Raw genomic sequence first — 17,324 nt, 5'->3', positions numbered from 1 at the left:
AAAAATACAAAAAAATCGCACGCGCAATTATTTCTTTTTATGAATCGTGAGTTATTTTCAGTTTCATCATAATATCGGTCTGTTCGTCGGTGCCAAGGAAAAAGCTGTGCTGACCGAATTTTTCGAAGCCGTTTTTGAGGTAAAAATTAATAGCGCGCTCATTTTTTTCCCAGACGCCAAGCCATACAAAATCCACCTTTTTTTCTTTTGCAATCTGCAGCGCGTGGTTGAATAAAATTTGTCCGACTTTTTTACCCAAAAATTCTTTTAAGACATAAATCCTTTCAATTTCGAGGGAATTTTCGTGTTGAAGTTCTGTTTGGGAATTTCCGGAATTTAGCTTGATATAGCCGGTAATTTTTGTGCCGCCCAGCGCGAAATAAAATTCTGAATTTTCCTCCAAAAGTTCCTTTGTTAAGCGCGACGTGCTTAAGGCTTCCGCTAAATATTTCTGCATATCTTCTGCAGAATTTTGCTGTGCAAAAGTTTCCTCAAAAGTTTGCCGGCTAATTTCCTGCAATTTCGTGAGGTTTTCTAAGGTGACTTTTTTGAGGGTTATTTGGGGCATTTTTTTAATTATGAGAAGTTAACACTGAAGGGCAACTTTAATTGCTAAAAATTTGCATCATCGTAACTATCGTATGAGTATGCTATTTTCAATTTCGTTTAGCCGACTTGTCAATAATTTTTTTGCTTCTTTAATACTGTCTTTTTTTAACGGAACACCTAAAATCATTATTGTATTTCCTACATCGTTTATTCCGTTTTTATATTCAATAGTTTTCAATTCAATTTGGGCCGATGGGTAGCAAAGAAAACCAAATTTATAGTCTGTCTTACTGAATGAGGAGTAAGCCATTATTTGATGTAAGTCGTGTCTGTGGTCTTCTTTCAGAATTTCACTTTGGTCAAACTTGTTGTACAAATTTGATTTGTATTTGGCATCTATAAAAACCAAAACATTCTCCTTCTGAAAAATTGCGTCCGGTTCGATATGCTTAAGTTCCCAAGAGTAGTGTTTTGAAGTCCTAGAGTGGAACTTGTAGTTGGAATACAGTCGTCCACCAGTTTCTTTTGCAGCTTCCTTAAAAATATGTTGTATAAATTTTTCGAATACATCTGAAAAGTCAACTCGCCAAGCGGTGCTGTCTACAAGGTTAAAGTTTAAGATTTTATTTGCTTGTTCCTTGCAGGCTTTCGCTGTTGGACTTTCGGAAAACCGTATTATGATTTTATTAGTTGCTTTTGGTTTGTGATGATACAAACGTTCTTCAAGGAAATTCAATTTGGTTTGCAAAGTGTTCTTAATTCTCTGCGGTGTATTGGCTGAAAGTAATTCACTTTTACAAATGTCAAAGACATATCTAATTTGCGAATATTCAGAATGAAACTCACTTAAAACATTTGTTCTTGATGGGAATTTTAGCCTATTTTCTACTTTGTATTCGTTGTTGATATATTTTGTCCAATTAATTTGACCAGTAGGCTGACTTGAAACTTTTTCAATATTGTCAAACTTTCTCCACGGCCTCATTGTCAGTTTTTCAAGAGCTGCTATGAATTTTACAGCCTCCAAATACAATGGCGGTCTGAAATTTTTACCTGATGCCAATGGTAAACTGTCAATGAACTCTGGACTAATTTCAGTTCCAAGTAGATTTAGGATTTCTATGTAGTCCTCAAATCTGTCTCGCCCAGTAAACCTAGGCATAACTACAAAATCACCAATCTGCTTTCCAGTGTCAGAAGCTCTCAAAGGAATAGAGCCAATAAAACCAGATGAACGGAATGTTAGTGCGGTGCTTTGGTCTGAGCCAATTATATATGGCTGAACACCTAGAAATTTAAATTGGTCAGAGTTGTAGTCAATAAATTTCTGGAGGTATTGACCAATAATTCTTTTGTCAGCTGATTTGAACCACTTTTTTTGCAAAGCCACTCCACCTAACTGTTTTGATTGTTCGGTTAGGCAAGGAATTTCACAAAAAACATCTAATGGCTTGATCATTCAAAAAGGGATAGATTTATTCTAGTCGAGAAATAACTATTGAACTCTTCTTTAGCATTTCGCAAAAGTCCTTCTTGTAAATATTCTTTAATCAAAGGGAATATTTCATAACGAATACGATTTTTCATTTCATCTTCGGAGTCAGCAATGAAGTAGCCTTGACCAGGTTGCAAGTTCAATTCAGTACTTGAGGCATACCAGTCAAATATTTCTTGAATCCTGCTAAAGTCTTCGTTATAAAACTGTCTCGATTTTATGGCTTTTGGCTTTAGAGTGTACCACGCAAAGCGTCTTCTTAGGGCAAAATCAACAACGGCCAAACTTCTGTCGGCAGTGTTCATAGTGGCAATTACAGAAAAGTTCTCGGGTAGTTGATTTACTTTGAAGTTGGGAGCAATTTCAATCTCAACATTCGAAACGTCCATCTTATGTTCAAAAAGGTAAAAAATAGGTCCCAATACATTTGAAAGATTCGCCCTGTTTATCTCGTCAATGATTAAAATGACTTTTTCATTGCTATGGTCAACGGCATATTTTAAAGCCTCTGAGAAGCTGCCTAAATTTTCTTTGTATCTCAGTTCTTCGTTTTCTGTGTCGGGTCTGATTCCGAAAATAAAATCAGAGTAACTTGTCTCTGCGTGAAATTGAGTGAAGAAAGTTTTTGTACCTATTTTATCAGCAACACTTTTTGCTGTTCTTGTTTTTCCAGTTCCTGGAGGCCCTTGAAGAACTATGTACTTTCTTTCGCTTAAGAGATTATTGATTTCTTCTGTTTCATCAATTGTTTCTGTTTTTAAAAATGGCTGTAAAGCTTCTGAAACTGCTTTTCTATGGTCTTTATTGGAAGGCCAATCTCTAAGTTTAGAATAACCAGCCACAAAGGCTGCAATAATTTGTTTTCCTTCTTCGCTCTCCGGGTCATCAACGATTTGGCAAGTCGGTAAAACTTTGGTGTAAGTTTTAATGGTGTTTTTTATGTGCTGTAAGTCCAGACTACCAGTAATTGATTTAGCTAGACTAGTTTCGATGTCTGAAAAGTCAGATTTGCAAAATCCGCGTTCATCAGTTAGCTTTGAAAACAATCTTCTTAATCCGGGATAGGTTGCAAGTTCATAGTCGTTTTTAAATCCGCTGGAGCCAATTCCGAGACAAACTAACCATGGTTTATTTTGATCGTTTGGAAAAATAGTTAATGAAAAGTCGTGGAAAGGACCCGAGGCTTCTTCTTCCGGATGAATGAAACCAAAATATGCGCCGTTGTCTTTAAGTGCTTCCTGACCGGTATTGTTTCTTTCTACATAGGGTTTGTTGAACTCGTGTTCTGTTTTCGCGCCGAATTGCTCTGCTTTTTCTTTTATAAATTGTCTTATGTTGTCTATACCCATACTAATTTTTTTTTGTATCACCATAACGCGCGACAATCTCAAATATAAGCAATTTTAACAAATTGTTAACAAGAATCTTATTATTGGTCAAGACCGCGTGAGGGATAGCAGCGGTTACCCCGCAGGTTCGGCGCGGCCTTTAAGCCGCGCCGGACCGAGGAGTATTAGCGAAGAGCCCGGCCGGCGGAAGTGAATGGTCGCGCGAGCGCAGCGAGCGCGATAATGAACGACCAACGGACCGCCCAAAACAAAAAAAGAGACCTGAAAAAGTCTCTTTTATTTAGAAATATATTTTAAAAACTATCAGTCCTCCTTGTCTTTATTCGAGCTCAGGACACTTACGGCAACTGCTGTTACCGCAGCTGCAACCGCGATTTTTATAATAAAACCTTTCTTGTTGTATTTCCATTCGCCGGGCCAACCCAATTCAGCCGCAACGTTCGGGATATGACCTTTCGTAAAGTCGTCAATAATGCCTTCCACTACTCCAACCCGGTCCGCCAACATAAGCGGAAGCCATCTGCCGTAGCTGGATTCACTGTATTTAAAAGCATATTCCCGGATTTTCCCGGCTACACCATGTGGCGGTGCTGCGGTACCAAAAACTGCAGTTAAGTTCGGCCTTTCCACGGATTTCAGGATTTCAACATCGGTTTCTTGCTGCACGGGCCTATCCCACGCGTAACCTTCATGTTCTTCGTTCGTCCGCTTTTTAATGGGATAAGTGGGATCGTTCTGCGGGTCGGCATCTATGCCCCAACCTTTTATATGACTATGATCTGCCGGTTGACTTTTTTTAAAGTCTGAAGGCTTGGTTTCATCTGTATGCATGTTGTGATATTTTTAATGTTAAACACTTCTTAAGCTGTGGGCGGAATTAAAACGGTTTTAATACAGCCATCCAGCTTGTTGGAAAATATATGGTAAGCGTCGGCCATTTCCTCAAGCGGTATCCGGTGTGTAATAATTTCCTTCGGATTAATGATACCGTTTTTCACATGCTCGATCAGCTTTGGAAGATGACGTTTCACGGCTGTCTGATTGGCGCGAATGGTAATTCCTTTATTTACTACATTTCCAATTGGAACCAAAGCATCGATAGGTCCGTAAACGCCTACTATGGAAACGATTCCACCTTTTTTAACGGAATTTATTGCCCAGTGAAGTGCTGTAGTAGAACCTCCCTGCAACATTAGTTTAATTCCCAAAAGCGTGTTCATCGTGTTACCTTTTGCCTCACAGCCCACAGCATCAATACAGACATCCGCACCGAGCGAGTCGGTTTGTGTCTTGATGAAAACCACGGGATCGCCAATGCTGTTGAAATTGTAGGCTTCGCACTGCGCATATCTGGCGACAAACTCCAGTCTTTCTTCAATATGATCAATTACGATAACCCGTCCGGCACCAAAAAGCCAGGCAGATTTTGCAGCCATAATCCCAATTGGTCCGGCACCGAAGACCACCACTGTATCTCCTGTCTGGATTCCCGCCATTTCCGCCGCCTGATAACCTGTCGGTACCACGTCGGTCAAGAGAACGGCATCATCAGGATCCATCCAGTCCGGAATTACAGTCGGACCGACATCGGCATAAGGAACGCGCGCATATTCCGCCTGCCCGCCCTGATATCCTCCGGCGGTGTGTGAATATCCGAAAATTCCTCCTACTGCTGTAGCCATAGGATTCGATTCATGGCAGTTGCCATAGAGTTCTTGTTTGCAGAAGGCACATTTGCCGCAGGAAATATTAAAAGGTACCATGACTTTATCTCCTACCTTTAATTTCTGTACGCCGGAACCGATTTCTACTACTTCGCCAATAAATTCATGGCCGAAAGTACTCCCGACACGGGTATCAGGAACAAGGCCATGGTATAAATGCAGATCGGAACCGCAAATGCAGGATCTTAAAACCTTGACAATTGCATCTTCCGGATGTTCGATTTGCGGCTCGGGCATATTGCGGTCGGCACGCACGCGGTATGGGCCGCGAAAGTTCATTGCTAACATATTCGTATATTTTTTTGGTGTATGGTGAAATCCGCATCAAAAGCAAGACCGCTCGACCGGAAAATCCCAAATTTTATGATTTTTTATGACGCGAATGAATTGGATCTTACTGCGTATTAATTGGCTATTGATTTAAAAAAATATCGAGTTAAAGTCAAGCTGCGTGAGGGATCGCAGCGGTTACCCCGCAGGTCCGGCGCAGCCTAAAGGCCGCGCCGGACCGAGGAGTATGAGCGGAAAGCCCGGCCGGCGGGAGCGAATGGTGGCGCGAGCGCAGCGAGCGCCATAATGAGCGACCAACGGACACGCCCAAAACCCGCAAATATTTAAACCAAATATCTTTTCGTATTTGCACGAAATTTCGTACTTTTGCAGTCTGAAAAACGTGGAAATATCTCTCAAGATGCTTTCTACGCGCGACAGAAAGAGATTGATAACAATATAAAAGCAGCAAGTAATGCCAAAATTAAAAACTAAATCAGGTGCTAAAAAGCGTTTTAAGCTTACCGGAACCGGTAAAATTAAAAGAAAAGGTGCTTTCAAAAGCCACATCTTGACCAAAAAAGAAACCAAGCAAAAGAGAAATCTTACGCAAACTTCTTACGTGGCTGAAGTGGACAAAAAAAGTGTTTTACGCCAATTAGCTTTAAAGTAGTTTTTATAAATCAACCGGTTTATAAGGATTCCAGAAATTCAGAAATTTTAACCCTGAAACGGTGCAAAAAAGTTTCGCCACGGCGAACGCCCTTTTCAAAAAAACAAATTTAAATTATGCCAAGATCAGTAAATGTCGTAGCTTCCCGAGCTCGCAGAAAAAAAGTAATTAAGCTGGCGAAAGGTTTTTTCGGTAGAAGAAAAAATGTTTGGACCGTAGCGAAAAACGCCGTGCAAAAAGCAATGCAATATGCTTACCGCGGTAGAAAAGAAAAGAAAAGAAGCTTCCGAAGCCTTTGGATCACGCGTATCAACGCGGGTGCAAGAGAACACGGGATGTCTTACTCCCAGTTTATGGGCGCTCTAAAATCTAACAATATTGAATTGAACAGAAAAGTTTTAGCTGATTTAGCAATGAATCACCCTGAAGCGTTCAAAGCAATTGTAGATCAAGTAAAATAAATGTAAAATTTTTGTTATCAATTATAATCCCGCATCTTATGATGCGGGATTTCTTTTTTTTTGGGCAAAAAACGGCTATTTTTTTATTTTTTATCACGAGCAAGCAAAACTTCTTCAATATCGCTTAGCGAAAATGATTTTGCTTTCAACAAAATTAAAAAGTGATACATGAGATCGGCAGCTTCATTTTTAAAAAGCTCTGCATTATCGTCTTTTGCTTCTATCACAAGTTCCACGGCTTCCTCTCCTACTTTCTGCGCCACTTTGTTGATGCCGCGCTGAAACAAATCGTAGGTGTAGGAATTTTCGGATTTTTGGTCGATTCTACCCGAAATTTTTTCTTCTAATTCATACAGAAAACCTTTGGAATTTTTTTCACCAAAGCAGCTGAAACTTCCGGTATGACACACATTTCCCGCCGGTTTTACCTGAATTAAAAGCGCATCGGAATCGCAATCTTCCGCAATGTTTTCTACGAAAAGATAATTTTCCGATGTTTCACCTTTAAGCCAAATCCGGTTTTTGGTGCGGCTGAAAAAGTGAACTCTTCCTTCGCTTTTTGTAAGTTCCAGCGCTTCTTCGTTCATATAACCCAACATTAAAACCTGCTGCGTGCAGCTGTCCTGGATAATTGCGGGAACCAAACCATTTCCTTTTTCAAAATCTAATTTCATCGTACGTTTATTTTCTGCGTTTTTAAATAATTTTTAAGCTCCGGAATCGCAATTTCATTGAAGTGAAAAATGCTCGCTGCCAGACCGCCGGTGACTTTTGTCTCATTAAAAAGTTCCGTAAAATCTTCCATTTTTCCGGCACCTCCGGATGCGATTACCGGAAGCTGACAAACTTCTGCAACATTCTGCAACATGCGGATGTCAAACCCATTTTTTGTACCATCAAAATCCATTGAAGTAAGTAAAATTTCACCTGCACCTAAATCAGTTACAGCTTTAATCCAATCCAAAGTTTTCAGTTGGGTCTGAATTTTTCCGCCGCTGATGAAAACAAAATCTTCACCCGCAATATTTTTCGTATCAATGGCAACCACAACGCATTGATTACCGAATTGCTGCGCGATATCCCGAATCAGTTCTGGCCGACGAACCGCCGCGGAATTGAGCGAAACTTTATCTGCACCGGCTTTTAATAAAGCTTCTACATCCTGAACAGATGAAATTCCACCGCCAATTGTAAACGGAATATTGATTTCCAAACTGAGTTTTTCTACGAGTTCGATCAATGTTTTTCTGCCTTCCAAAGTCGCCGTGATATCCAGAAAAACCAATTCATCAGCGCCGTCTTTCACATATTTTTTTGCGAGTTCCACGGGATCGCCGGCGATCCGTAAATCTTCAAACTGAACTCCTTTTACCGTTTTCCCGTCTTTGATATCCAGACACGGAATAATTCTTTTTTTCAACATTTATAAAAATTTTTGGAGTTCTTTTAAGGAAATTTTTCCTTCGTATAAAGCTTTTCCTATGATGGCGCCGGCACAGCCGATATTTTTCAATTCTTCTACGTCTTCGATGGATGAAATTCCGCCGCTTGCTATTAAATCAATTTTAGTTTGTTTTAAAATCTCCGTATAAAGCTCAAAAGACGGCCCCTGCAACATTCCGTCTTTGGAAATATCGGTGCAGATTACCGATTGAATTCCCTTTTTCTGATAATCCTGGATAAAATCCAAAACATCCAAATCAGATTCCGTGAGCCAACCGGAAGTTTTGACTTTCCGATTTAAACAGTCAGCGCCGAGAATTAATTTTTCCGCACCAAATTCTTCGAGCCATTCGGCACAAATTTCCGGATTTTCTACGGCAATACTTCCAACCGTAACCTGACTTGCGCCGGCACTAAAAGCGTTTTTTAAATCCTGTCTTGATTTTATTCCACCGCCGAAATCGATAATTAATGCCGTTTTAGCAGCCAAAATTTCAAGCGTTTTCAGGTTTTTAATAGTCTTCGCTTTCGCACCGTCGAGATCAACGACATGTAAATATTGAATTCCGTTGGCTTCAAATTCTTTTGCAATGTCGAGCGGATTTTCATGATAGATTTTCTTCGTTTCGTAATCGCCTTTCGAGAGGCGCACACATTTTCCGTCGATGATATCAATAGCTGGAATTATTTTCATTTTTAATTTTTTTTAAACCACCGTACTTTCGCGTAATTTGTTAGTTACTTTTATGGTTAAAGTCTTTTATTTTAACTTCAAAAAATTTTCTAAAATTTTTGCTCCTACAGCACCGGATTTTTCCGGATGAAACTGCGTTCCGTAAAAATTATCTTTTTGCAAAGTCGCGCTGAAAGGCAAAATATAATCGCAAGTTGATGTCGTATTTTTTCCAATTTCACAGTAATAGCTGTGCACGAAATAAAAGTTATCGTCGGCGGAAATTCCAGCTAATAATTCACCGTTAATCTGCTGTAAATTATTCCAGCCCATGTGCGGCACAATGTCGGTCGCGGGAAATCCTTTGACATTTAAGTCGAAAATGCCGAGACATTTTGTGTTTCCTTCTTCCGAAAAATTGCAGAGCAGTTGCTGGCCCAAGCAAATTCCCAAAAAAGGCTGCTTTAAGCTCGGAATTAATTCGTCCAGTTTCAAGTTTTTCAAATATTTCATCGCCGTGGAAGCTTCGCCAACACCAGGAAAAATAACTTTTTTAGCGTTTTTAATTTCCTCAAAATCTGAAGTGATGATGGTTTCAAAACCCAGTTTTTCTACGGCATTTTGTACAGATTTTACATTTCCGGCGACATAGTCAATAATTGCAATCATAAGGTTCCTTTTGTGCTTGGTATGGAGAAATTATTTTGATTTTGCTTTACGGCATCTCGCAGAACTTTAGCAAAAGCTTTGAAAATTGATTCTATCTTGTGGTGTTCATTATCGCCTTCACATTGAATGTTCAGGTTGCATTTCGCGGTGTCTGTAAAAGATTTGAAAAAGTGAAAAAACATTTCAGTAGGCACATCGCCTATTTTTTCGCGTTTGAAATCTACGTTCCAAACGAGCCAGTTGCGTCCGCCAAAATCCAACGCAACCTGCGCGAGACAATCGTCCATCGGCAGCGCAAAAGCGTAGCGTTCAATTCCTTTTTTCGAGCCTAAAGCTTCCGCGAAACATGTTCCTAAAACCAGCGCCGTGTCTTCAATAGTGTGGTGTTCATCAACTTCTAAATCGCCGTTTACTGTGATTTCTAAATCGAAATTACCGTGTTTTGAAATCTGTTCCAGCATATGGTCAAAAAACGCCAAGCCGGTTCTAATATTAGATTTTCCGCTTCCGTCAAGATGGAGTACGATGGAAATTTCTGTTTCTTCGGTTTTTCGCTGAACTTTTGCTTTTCGCGGAATTTGCTTTAAATACCGGTAAATTTCGTCCCAGTTTTTGGTGGTTAAAGTGGCGCCGTAAGGATTTTCTTCACCAATAAAAATTGATTTTGTCCCTAAATTTTTCGCAAGTTCCACGTCGGTTTTGCGGTCACCGATAACGAAAGAATTTTCGAGATCGTAATTTCCAAAGATGTATTTCTGAAGCATTCCGGTTCGCGGTTTGCGATTCGGGGAATTTTCTGCCTCAAAACTTTTATCGATTAAAATATCCGAAAAAATGATGTTTTCATTGGCCAAAGTTCTCAGCATTTTTTCCTGTGGAAGCTGGAAATTTTCTTCGGGAAAAGAATCAGTTCCGAGACCGTCCTGATTTGTAACCATCACGAGTTCGTAGTCGAGTTCGGTTACGATTTTCGCTAAATTTTGAATGACTTTTGGGTAAAATTCCAGTTTTTCTAAAGAATCAACCTGAAAATCTGTCGGCGGTTCAATAATCAATGTGCCGTCGCGGTCGATGAATAATACTTTTTTCATAATTAAATTTGTGCTAAAACATTTAGTAATTTGGAATTTTCTTCAGCTGTTCCGACGCTGATGCGAAGACAATTTTTTAAAGCCGGATGTCTTAAGCTTGTCAGAATTTTATTTTCAAGTAAAACTTGATACGCTTTTTCAGCATCTTTAAATTCGATCAGAAAAAAATTGGCCTCCGAAGGGTAAATGTTTACAATTTCCGAAATTTGTCCTAAATTTCTTTTTAAACGTTCTTTTTCAGCCAGAATTTTTGAAATTTTTTCCTCAATTTGCACCGATTTTTTTAGCTGCTCTAAAGCAAGTTTTTGACTTTCTGAACTGATGTTGTACGGCGGTTTAAAACGGTTGAAAAAATCTGCAATTTCTTCAGACGCAATTCCGATTCCGATGCGCAAACCCGCCATTCCATAAGCTTTTGACAAAGTTTTCAGAACGATTAAATTTGGATATTTTGCTAAAAGTTTCACAGCTGAATCCTGAGCTGAAAATTCAATATAAGCTTCATCAACAACCACAATTCCATTAAAGTTTTCAATGTAAAATTCCAGATTTTCAATAGCATTTCCGGTTGGATTGTTCGGCGAACACAGAAATAAAATTTTGGCTGCTCTTTGAGCATTTTTTTCCAAAAAAGTATTTTTTTCCAGCTGAAAACCTGAATTTAAATCGAGTTTTTCAACCTGCAGATTATTCATTTTCGCATAAATCTCATACATCACAAAACTCGGATTCATCACCAAAATAGCATCTTTCCCAGGTTCGCAGAATAGCCGCTGAATGAGATCTATAAGTTCGTCGCTTCCGTTTCCTAAAAATAAATTTGCGGCATTAACGCCGTTTATTTCAGCTAATCTATTCTTTAATTCAAGCGGATTTCCGGTCGGATAACGGTTGAATTCACCAAATGGATTTTCATTAGCATCTAAAAAGGTCATTTTTTCGCGCATGTAAAAATCGCGCAAAGTCTGGTAAGATTTTAAACTTGCTAAATGTGGTCGCACCAATTTTTCTAAATTAAATTCCATTTTGAAGTGATTTTAAGCGCAATGAAACTGCATTTTTGTGTGCGAACAAACCTTCCGCTTCGGCCATAACTTCAATGGTTTTTCCGATTTTCAGAATTCCTTTTTTTGAGATTTCCTGAACCGTCATTTTTTTCACAAAACTGTCGAGCGAAACGCCGCTATAATTTTTCGCAAAACCATTCGTCGGCAAAGTGTGGTTCGTTCCGCTTGCGTAATCTCCGGCCGCTTCCGGCGTATAATTTCCAAGAAAAACAGAACCCGCGTTTGTGATTTTGCAAACGTAATTTCGTGGATTATCAACCGCTAAAATTAAGTGTTCCGGAGCGTAAAAATTGCTGATTTCAATTGCTTGTTCCACGGACTTCGCCAAAATAAATTGGCTACTATTCAGGGTAATTTTTGCGATTTCCCGTCGAGGAAGTTCCAAAACCTGCTTTTCAATTTCAGCTAAAGTTTCTTCTAAAATTTGCTCATCTGTCGCGATAAAAATCACTTGTGAATCGGTTCCGTGTTCCGCTTGGGACAGCAAGTCGGCCGCGCAAAATGTTGGATTTGCACTTTCATCGGCAATCACCAAAACTTCACTTGGACCGGCCGGCAGATCGATTGCAACATTATATTCCGTTGCCAACTGTTTTGCCTGTGTAACATATTGATTTCCGGGACCGAAAATTTTGTCAACTTTAGGAATGCTTTCGGTGCCGAAAGTCAGTGCAGCAATTGCCTGCGCGCCGCCCACTTTAAAGATTTTTGAAACTCCGCATAAGCTCGCCGCGTACAAAATCGCGGGATTGATGGTGCCGTTTTTTTGCGGTGGCGTACACAAAATTATTTCTTTGCAGCCCGCGATTTGCGCGGGAATAGCCAACATCAAAACCGTTGAAAATAGCGGCGCCGTGCCGCCTGGAATATACAAACCAACTTTTTCAATCGGTCGGGATTCGCGCCAGCAAACCACCCCTTCTGTCGTTTCGATTTCTACGGATTTTTCCTTTTGTGCAAAGTGAAATTTAAAAATATTTTCCTTTGCCTGCGCAATTGCATTCTTCAATTCATCGGAAACTTCTTTTGTCGCAAATTCAATTTCTTCCGGTGAAACGGCCAAATTTTTTAGGTTTACCTGATCGAATTTTTCGGAGTATTTTTTTAAGGCAAAATCACCAGCATTTCTAACTTCACTGAAAATTTCCTGAACGGTATTTCGCAAGTTAGCTTTCTCAAGAACAGGCCGCTGTAAAAGAATTTCCCACGTATTTTTTGCCGGGTATTTCAGTATATTTTTCATAATTTCTGAATTTACAAAACCATTTTTTCAATTGGAATAACCAAAATTCCTTCAGCACCGCACTTTTTCAGCTCGTCTATAATTTGCCAAAACTCATTTTCGCGCACTACGGAGTGAATGCTGCTCCACCCAGATTCCGCCAGTGGCAAAACGGTAGGCGATTTCATGCCGGGCAAAATGTTAATGATTTGATCAAGCGATTCATTTGGTGCATTAAGCAAAATGTATTTATTTTCCCGCGAATTAACCACCGCCTGAATCCGAAACAGAAATGATTCCAGAATTATTTCGCTTTCTGCAGGCAAATTTTCGTTGGAAATTAAAACGGCTTCGCTACGCAGAATTTCCTCAACTTCTTTTAATCCGTTGTGCAAAAGCGTGCCGCCGGAACTCACCAAATCGGCGATGGTATCTGCCAGACCGATGCTCGGCGCGATTTCCACACTCCCGGAAATTTCCACGATTTCAGCAAAAATATTTTTATTTTCAAAATAATTTCTGACAATGGTCGGATAAGAAGTCGCAATCTTTTTACCTTTGAAAAAACTAAGGTTGCTATAGTCCGTTTCTTTTGGAATGGCGAGCGAAAGGCGGCAATTTGCAAAACCAAGTTTTCGCACGACTATCACATTTTTGTCCTGTTCCAGCACTTCGTTTTCGCCGATGATGCCGATATCTACTATTCCCTGTTCCACATATTTCGGAATATCATCGTCGCGTAGAAAAAGGATTTCTAAGGGAAAGTTGGTAGCAGAATTTTTAAGTTTGCTTTTAAAATCGGGAAATTTTATTCCACATTCTTTTAAAAGTTCAAGAGATTTTTCGCTTAAGCGTCCACTTTTTTGAATTGCGATTTTTAATTTGCTCATATCAATCTGGAAATTGGTGCCTGAACAAATGTTTTCAATTTTGCATAAAAAAAACCGTCTTTGTTCAGACGGTTTTTATTATTTTTTTAGTCACTTTCGACCACAATTAATCAACTCGTCTTTTGGATGAGATGATGATGATGGATTGAAGTGAATGTATTTTTCATGCTTTTTAACTCTGCAAAGATATCTAATAAAAATTTTAACTCGCAAGAACAATTTTATATATTTTGTAAACATTTGATTTTCAACCGTGTTAATTTATTTAACCAAAAAAAATTAGTGCTAAAAAAAGGTATTTTTTTGGATTTTTATAAATTTTAAAGAAAATATTTGCCCAAAAAAAATCCCAAAAAAATGGGATTTTAACAGCTTATTTTTTCAAAATTCTATTTTAAACAGCGACGTTATTTTCTCTCAAAGCGTCGTTCAAGGATGTTTTTTTGTCAGTAGATTCCTTTCTTTGTCCGATGATCAGCGCGCAAGGCACCTGAAATTCACCTGCCGGGAATTGTTTAGTATAACTGCCCGGAATAACCACAGAACGCGCTGGCACGCGGCCTTTAATTTCCACCGGCGTTTCGCCTGTAACGTCGATTATTTTTGTGGAAGCGGTAAGCACAACATTTGCGCCTAAAACCGCTTCTTTTTCCACGTGAACGCCTTCCACAACGATGCAGCGCGAACCTACGAAAACGTTATCTTCGATGATTACGGGAGCGGCCTGCAACGGTTCTAAAACACCGCCAATGCCTACTCCACCGCTTAAATGTACATCTTTACCGATCTGCGCGCAGCTTCCAACAGTTGCCCACGTATCTACCATGGTTCCGGAGTCCACATAAGCGCCGATATTCACGTAAGACGGCATTAAAATTACACCAGACGCGATGTATGCACCTTCACGCGCCACTGCATGCGGCACAACGCGCACGCCCTTTTCCGCATAATTTCTTTTTAAAGGCATTTTATCGTGAAACTCAAACGGGCCAACTTCGATAGTTTCCATTTTCTGAATCGGGAAATACATTACGACGGCTTTTTTCACCCATTCGTTTACTTTCCAGCCGTTATCAGTTGGTTCCGCAACGCGGAGTTCACCTAAATCCAGCTGGCGAATGACTTCGCGGATGGCTTTCTGGCTGTCTTCATTTTGAAGCAATTCCCTGTTATCCCAGATATTTTCTATGGTTTGCTGTAACATCAGTTTTTATTTTTTTTTAATGATTTTCAAGCGGCAAATTTACAAAACTCTGCGCGCGAAAAGGTAAGCGTTGTTCCAATATTTTTCGTTAAGCGAAGAAATAATAACGCCTTTGGAAGTAGACGCATGAATAAATTTCACTTCGCCGTCGCGGCCGATATCATTTACGATGCCCACGTGTGTAACGCGGCTCCCGCCGGAAGTTGCGAAAAATACAAGATCGCCGGGTTTTGCTTCTTTGATTTTGATTTCAACGCCTTTTTTGGACTGGTCTTCGGAGCGGCGTGGCAGATCTAACTTGTTTTCATCGAAAACTTTGACTACCAAACCCGAACAGTCGAAACCGGAAGAGGTATTTCCTGCATATTTGTACGGTGCGCCCAGATATTTATGAGCATCTTTGATTAATTCGCTTACTAAAGCTGAGTTTTTTCCGGAATAGTAAGATTCCAGCACTTTGAGGTTTTCAGCACGCTTTACGGTTTTTGTTGGTGCTTCTCTTTTCACCACCGTAGGTTTTGCGGAACCGCACGAAACCAACACCGCGGCGGAAAAAGCGATTATCAGGTATCTCTTCATTTTCAATCTCTCAATTTTTTCAAAAATACTGAAATTATTTTTCAAAAGAAGCAGTTTCCGAGCAAAAAGAGTGTTAAAAAATGAATATAAAATTCCCGAAATAGCTTTGGTTTTCAGCAAAAAAGAAATTATATTTAAAAAATAAAAACCGCAGAAAATGACGCTGGAAAAACTGAAAACCTATTTTATAAACGAAATTTCCGGGCAATATTCCGAAGCGGAAAGCAAAATTTTGTTCGAAATTTTTGCTGAAAAATATTTTGAATTAAATACCATACAGCAACGGGCACAAAAGCAGCTTAAACTTTCAGCACCGCAAACGGCGCTATTTGAAAGAGCTATTTCGGAGCTTAAAACTGGTAAACCCTATCAGCAGATTTTAAGTGAAACCGAATTTTTTGGGTTGAAGTTTTTTGTAGATGAAAATGTATTGATTCCGAGGCCAGAAACTGAAGAGTTGCTGGAACTCGCGATTGAAAAAATAAAAAAATTCGGTGCTAAAAGAGCAAATTTTTCGGTTTTGGATATTGGCACCGGCAGCGGAATTATTCCGATTATGCTGAAAAAACATTTTCCGGAAGCCGAAATTTCCGCGCTGGATTTTTCAAAAAATGCGTTGAAAATTGCTCGAAAAAATGCAGATTTCCATAATGTTGAAATCAATTTTATGCACCAAAATTATTTGGAAGAAAATCTGACGGGAGTTTTCGATGTGATTATTTCGAATCCGCCGTATATCGGAATTGAGGAAGAAAACGAAATTGCAGCATCCGTAAAAGAGTTTGAACCGACCATAGCGCTGTTTTCTCCAACTTCAAATGCTTTGGTATTTTACGAAAAAATAGCCAAAGACTGCCGAGAATTTTTAAGCGGAGACGGTTTGGTTTTTCTGGAAATCAACCAAAAGTTTGGTAAAAAAACCTCGGAACTTTTTGCTGATGTTTTGAGTGAAGTGGAACTTGTAAAAGATATTTCGGGGCATGAGCGATTTGTGTGGGGAATGAAGACAGTTGAGAGTTGAGAGTTGAAAGCTGAAACTAAGGGTTAACGGTTATAAAAAACCAAAAAATTTGTCGCTAAAGCGGCAAATTTTTTGGTGTAATTAAGGTTGTTTTCTGAAATTTTTGGACTTTTCAAGGGGAAAAAAAATGTGGAATTCTAGCCCCGATTGCAGCGGCATCCTTTTTTGAGGACGAAGGACGAAAAAAAGATACAGCGGAAAGCGGGTGTAATCTTCGGGAGGTGCGAAACCTTGTTGCTCCTAAATTACCCGATTTTCTTTTTCACGAAAACCATATACGCCATATACAGCAGCGGCAGCGACATAATTCCCAAAAACATAATGTTGTGAAGCGCACGTTCCGGCTGCACCAAAATCGCGTAAACCAAGCCGAAAAATGCACCACCCAAATGCGCCGCGTGGCCGATATTGTCGTGCTGTCGCGGATTCAGCATCATATACACCGAATAGGCAAAATACAGTGTACCGAAAATATAACCCGGAATCGCGATTGGGATGAAAAACAGGTACAATCCGAGATCAGGAATCATCGCAATTGAAGCAAATAAAATCCCGGAAACGCCTCCGCTGGCGCCGATTGCAGAATACCAGGACTGATTTTGGTAAAGATAAAGCGAGAAAATATTTCCGAGTAAAATGGAGCCGAAATAGATGATTAAAAAACCGAAAGTTCCGAAAACTTCAATAACGATGGGCCCGAAGAAATAGAGCGTCATCATATTGAACAAAAGGTGCATTAAATCTGCATGGAGAAATCCTGCGGAAAGCAAGCGAATATATTCTTTGTCGCGTTTTATGGCGCCGACATTAAACTTGTATTTTTCGAAAATACTTTGGTTGCTGAACGCGTAATAGCTGATAAGCGCGGTTGCCGCGATGATGATTAATAAAACAGGACTCATATTTCTTTATAAAATAAAAGTTTCGAAATCCGAAACTTTGGT

Annotated in this window: 19 protein-coding genes; 3 read left to right on the top strand and 16 right to left on the bottom strand. The window is 39.6% G+C overall.

Annotation, left to right across the window (positions count from 1 at the left end):
* Positions 1–37 precede the first annotated feature (37 nt).
* The 5 genes from OA84_RS06820 to OA84_RS06800 form a co-directional block, all read right to left on the bottom strand.
* Complete coding sequence (locus tag OA84_RS06820; protein ID WP_039344082.1) at positions 38–568, bottom strand: GNAT family N-acetyltransferase; 531 nt, start codon at positions 566–568, stop codon at positions 38–40.
* A gap of 66 nt (positions 569–634) precedes the next feature.
* A complete protein-coding gene (locus OA84_RS06815) occupies positions 635–2,008 on the bottom strand; it encodes an McrC family protein (RefSeq protein ID WP_039344080.1) in 1,374 nt (457 codons plus the stop codon).
* Positions 2,005–3,393, bottom strand: a complete 1,389-nt coding sequence (locus OA84_RS06810; RefSeq protein WP_039345799.1) for an McrB family protein — start codon at positions 3,391–3,393, stop codon at positions 2,005–2,007. Before OA84_RS06810 ends, OA84_RS06815 begins: the two co-directional genes overlap by 4 nt.
* 303 nt (positions 3,394–3,696) lie before the next feature.
* Positions 3,697–4,224, bottom strand: a complete 528-nt coding sequence (locus tag OA84_RS06805) for a hypothetical protein (protein WP_052252139.1) — start codon at positions 4,222–4,224, stop codon at positions 3,697–3,699.
* Between the two features lie 29 nt (positions 4,225–4,253).
* Complete coding sequence (locus OA84_RS06800) at positions 4,254–5,396, bottom strand: zinc-dependent alcohol dehydrogenase (RefSeq protein ID WP_233701828.1); 1,143 nt, start codon at positions 5,394–5,396, stop codon at positions 4,254–4,256.
* 466 nt (positions 5,397–5,862) lie between these two features.
* Here OA84_RS06800 and rpmI point away from each other — a divergent pair, with 466 nt between their 5' ends.
* Positions 5,863–6,060, top strand: a complete 198-nt coding sequence (rpmI, locus tag OA84_RS06795; protein WP_027377392.1) for a 50S ribosomal protein L35 — start codon at positions 5,863–5,865, stop codon at positions 6,058–6,060.
* Between the two features lie 116 nt (positions 6,061–6,176).
* The gene (gene rplT / locus OA84_RS06790; RefSeq protein ID WP_039344075.1) at positions 6,177–6,521 is read left to right on the top strand and encodes a 50S ribosomal protein L20; all 345 of its coding nucleotides are present in this window, start codon (positions 6,177–6,179) and stop codon (positions 6,519–6,521) included.
* 83 nt (positions 6,522–6,604) lie between these two features.
* Here rplT and hisIE read toward each other — a convergent pair whose 3' ends face one another.
* The 10 genes from hisIE to OA84_RS06740 form a co-directional block, all read right to left on the bottom strand.
* Entirely contained in the window at positions 6,605–7,195 is a 591-nt protein-coding gene (gene hisIE / locus OA84_RS06785) for a bifunctional phosphoribosyl-AMP cyclohydrolase/phosphoribosyl-ATP diphosphatase HisIE (RefSeq protein ID WP_039344073.1), read from the bottom strand.
* Positions 7,192–7,944: an imidazole glycerol phosphate synthase subunit HisF gene (gene hisF, locus OA84_RS06780; protein WP_039344071.1), complete on the bottom strand. Its 753-nt coding sequence runs from the start codon at positions 7,942–7,944 to the stop codon at positions 7,192–7,194. Before hisF ends, hisIE begins: the two co-directional genes overlap by 4 nt.
* A complete protein-coding gene (gene hisA / locus OA84_RS06775) occupies positions 7,945–8,658 on the bottom strand; it encodes a 1-(5-phosphoribosyl)-5-[(5-phosphoribosylamino)methylideneamino]imidazole-4-carboxamide isomerase (RefSeq protein WP_039344069.1) in 714 nt (237 codons plus the stop codon).
* Between the two features lie 66 nt (positions 8,659–8,724).
* Positions 8,725–9,306: an imidazole glycerol phosphate synthase subunit HisH gene (gene hisH / locus OA84_RS06770; RefSeq protein WP_039344067.1), complete on the bottom strand. Its 582-nt coding sequence runs from the start codon at positions 9,304–9,306 to the stop codon at positions 8,725–8,727.
* Positions 9,303–10,397 carry a bifunctional histidinol-phosphatase/imidazoleglycerol-phosphate dehydratase HisB gene (gene hisB, locus OA84_RS06765; protein ID WP_039344065.1) on the bottom strand — a complete coding sequence of 365 codons (1,095 nt, stop codon included), beginning with the start codon at positions 10,395–10,397 and terminating at the stop codon, positions 9,303–9,305. Before hisB ends, hisH begins: the two co-directional genes overlap by 4 nt.
* A gap of 2 nt (positions 10,398–10,399) precedes the next feature.
* Positions 10,400–11,422 (bottom strand): histidinol-phosphate transaminase, encoded by a 1,023-nt coding sequence (gene hisC, locus OA84_RS06760; RefSeq protein WP_039344063.1) that lies wholly within the window; start codon positions 11,420–11,422, stop codon positions 10,400–10,402.
* Positions 11,412–12,707, bottom strand: coding sequence for a histidinol dehydrogenase (hisD, locus tag OA84_RS06755; RefSeq protein ID WP_039344061.1), 1,296 nt, complete (start codon positions 12,705–12,707; stop codon positions 11,412–11,414). The genes hisC and hisD overlap by 11 nt, the downstream gene beginning before the upstream one ends.
* 11 nt (positions 12,708–12,718) lie before the next feature.
* The gene (hisG, locus tag OA84_RS06750) at positions 12,719–13,576 is read right to left on the bottom strand and encodes an ATP phosphoribosyltransferase (protein ID WP_039344059.1); all 858 of its coding nucleotides are present in this window, start codon (positions 13,574–13,576) and stop codon (positions 12,719–12,721) included.
* Between the two features lie 394 nt (positions 13,577–13,970).
* On the bottom strand, positions 13,971–14,783 hold the full coding sequence (locus tag OA84_RS06745) for a 2,3,4,5-tetrahydropyridine-2,6-dicarboxylate N-succinyltransferase (protein ID WP_039344057.1): 813 nt from the start codon (positions 14,781–14,783) through the stop codon (positions 13,971–13,973).
* A 36-nt stretch (positions 14,784–14,819) separates the two neighbouring features.
* Positions 14,820–15,359, bottom strand: coding sequence for a C40 family peptidase (locus tag OA84_RS06740; RefSeq protein ID WP_039345792.1), 540 nt, complete (start codon positions 15,357–15,359; stop codon positions 14,820–14,822).
* Between the two features lie 157 nt (positions 15,360–15,516).
* Between OA84_RS06740 and prmC the strand changes: the two genes are divergently transcribed.
* On the top strand, positions 15,517–16,380 hold the full coding sequence (prmC, locus tag OA84_RS06735; protein WP_039344055.1) for a peptide chain release factor N(5)-glutamine methyltransferase: 864 nt from the start codon (positions 15,517–15,519) through the stop codon (positions 16,378–16,380).
* Positions 16,381–16,625: 245 nt separating this feature from the next.
* Here the strand turns inward: prmC and OA84_RS06730 are convergent, their stop codons facing one another.
* Positions 16,626–17,282: a rhomboid family intramembrane serine protease gene (locus OA84_RS06730; protein ID WP_039344053.1), complete on the bottom strand. Its 657-nt coding sequence runs from the start codon at positions 17,280–17,282 to the stop codon at positions 16,626–16,628.
* Positions 17,283–17,324: the final 42 nt, after the last annotated feature.

Source organism: Kaistella solincola, assembly GCF_000812875.1.
Classification (GTDB): Bacteria; Bacteroidota; Bacteroidia; order Flavobacteriales; family Weeksellaceae; genus Kaistella; species Kaistella solincola.
This window is presented reverse-complemented; position numbering and strand designations above follow the sequence as displayed.

Bases quoted from the DNA above. Each gene is read 5' to 3' on its own strand.
- OA84_RS06820 (WP_039344082.1), bottom strand. From the start codon at position 568: ATGCCCCAAATAACCCTCAAAAAAGTCACCTTAGAAAACCTCACGAAA.
- OA84_RS06815 (WP_039344080.1), bottom strand. From the start codon at position 2,008: ATGATCAAGCCATTAGATGTTTTTTGTGAAATTCCTTGCCTAACCGAA.
- OA84_RS06810 (WP_039345799.1), bottom strand. From the start codon at position 3,393: ATGGGTATAGACAACATAAGACAATTTATAAAAGAAAAAGCAGAGCAA.
- OA84_RS06805 (WP_052252139.1), bottom strand. From the start codon at position 4,224: ATGCATACAGATGAAACCAAGCCTTCAGACTTTAAAAAAAGTCAACCG.
- OA84_RS06800 (WP_233701828.1), bottom strand. From the start codon at position 5,396: ATGAACTTTCGCGGCCCATACCGCGTGCGTGCCGACCGCAATATGCCC.
- rpmI (WP_027377392.1), top strand. From the start codon at position 5,863: ATGCCAAAATTAAAAACTAAATCAGGTGCTAAAAAGCGTTTTAAGCTT.
- rplT (WP_039344075.1), top strand. From the start codon at position 6,177: ATGCCAAGATCAGTAAATGTCGTAGCTTCCCGAGCTCGCAGAAAAAAA.
- hisIE (WP_039344073.1), bottom strand. From the start codon at position 7,195: ATGAAATTAGATTTTGAAAAAGGAAATGGTTTGGTTCCCGCAATTATC.
- hisF (WP_039344071.1), bottom strand. From the start codon at position 7,944: ATGTTGAAAAAAAGAATTATTCCGTGTCTGGATATCAAAGACGGGAAA.
- hisA (WP_039344069.1), bottom strand. From the start codon at position 8,658: ATGAAAATAATTCCAGCTATTGATATCATCGACGGAAAATGTGTGCGC.
- hisH (WP_039344067.1), bottom strand. From the start codon at position 9,306: ATGATTGCAATTATTGACTATGTCGCCGGAAATGTAAAATCTGTACAA.
- hisB (WP_039344065.1), bottom strand. From the start codon at position 10,397: ATGAAAAAAGTATTATTCATCGACCGCGACGGCACATTGATTATTGAA.
- hisC (WP_039344063.1), bottom strand. From the start codon at position 11,422: ATGGAATTTAATTTAGAAAAATTGGTGCGACCACATTTAGCAAGTTTA.
- hisD (WP_039344061.1), bottom strand. From the start codon at position 12,707: ATGAAAAATATACTGAAATACCCGGCAAAAAATACGTGGGAAATTCTT.
- hisG (WP_039344059.1), bottom strand. From the start codon at position 13,576: ATGAGCAAATTAAAAATCGCAATTCAAAAAAGTGGACGCTTAAGCGAA.
- OA84_RS06740 (WP_039345792.1), bottom strand. From the start codon at position 15,359: ATGAAGAGATACCTGATAATCGCTTTTTCCGCCGCGGTGTTGGTTTCG.
- prmC (WP_039344055.1), top strand. From the start codon at position 15,517: ATGACGCTGGAAAAACTGAAAACCTATTTTATAAACGAAATTTCCGGG.
- OA84_RS06730 (WP_039344053.1), bottom strand. From the start codon at position 17,282: ATGAGTCCTGTTTTATTAATCATCATCGCGGCAACCGCGCTTATCAGC.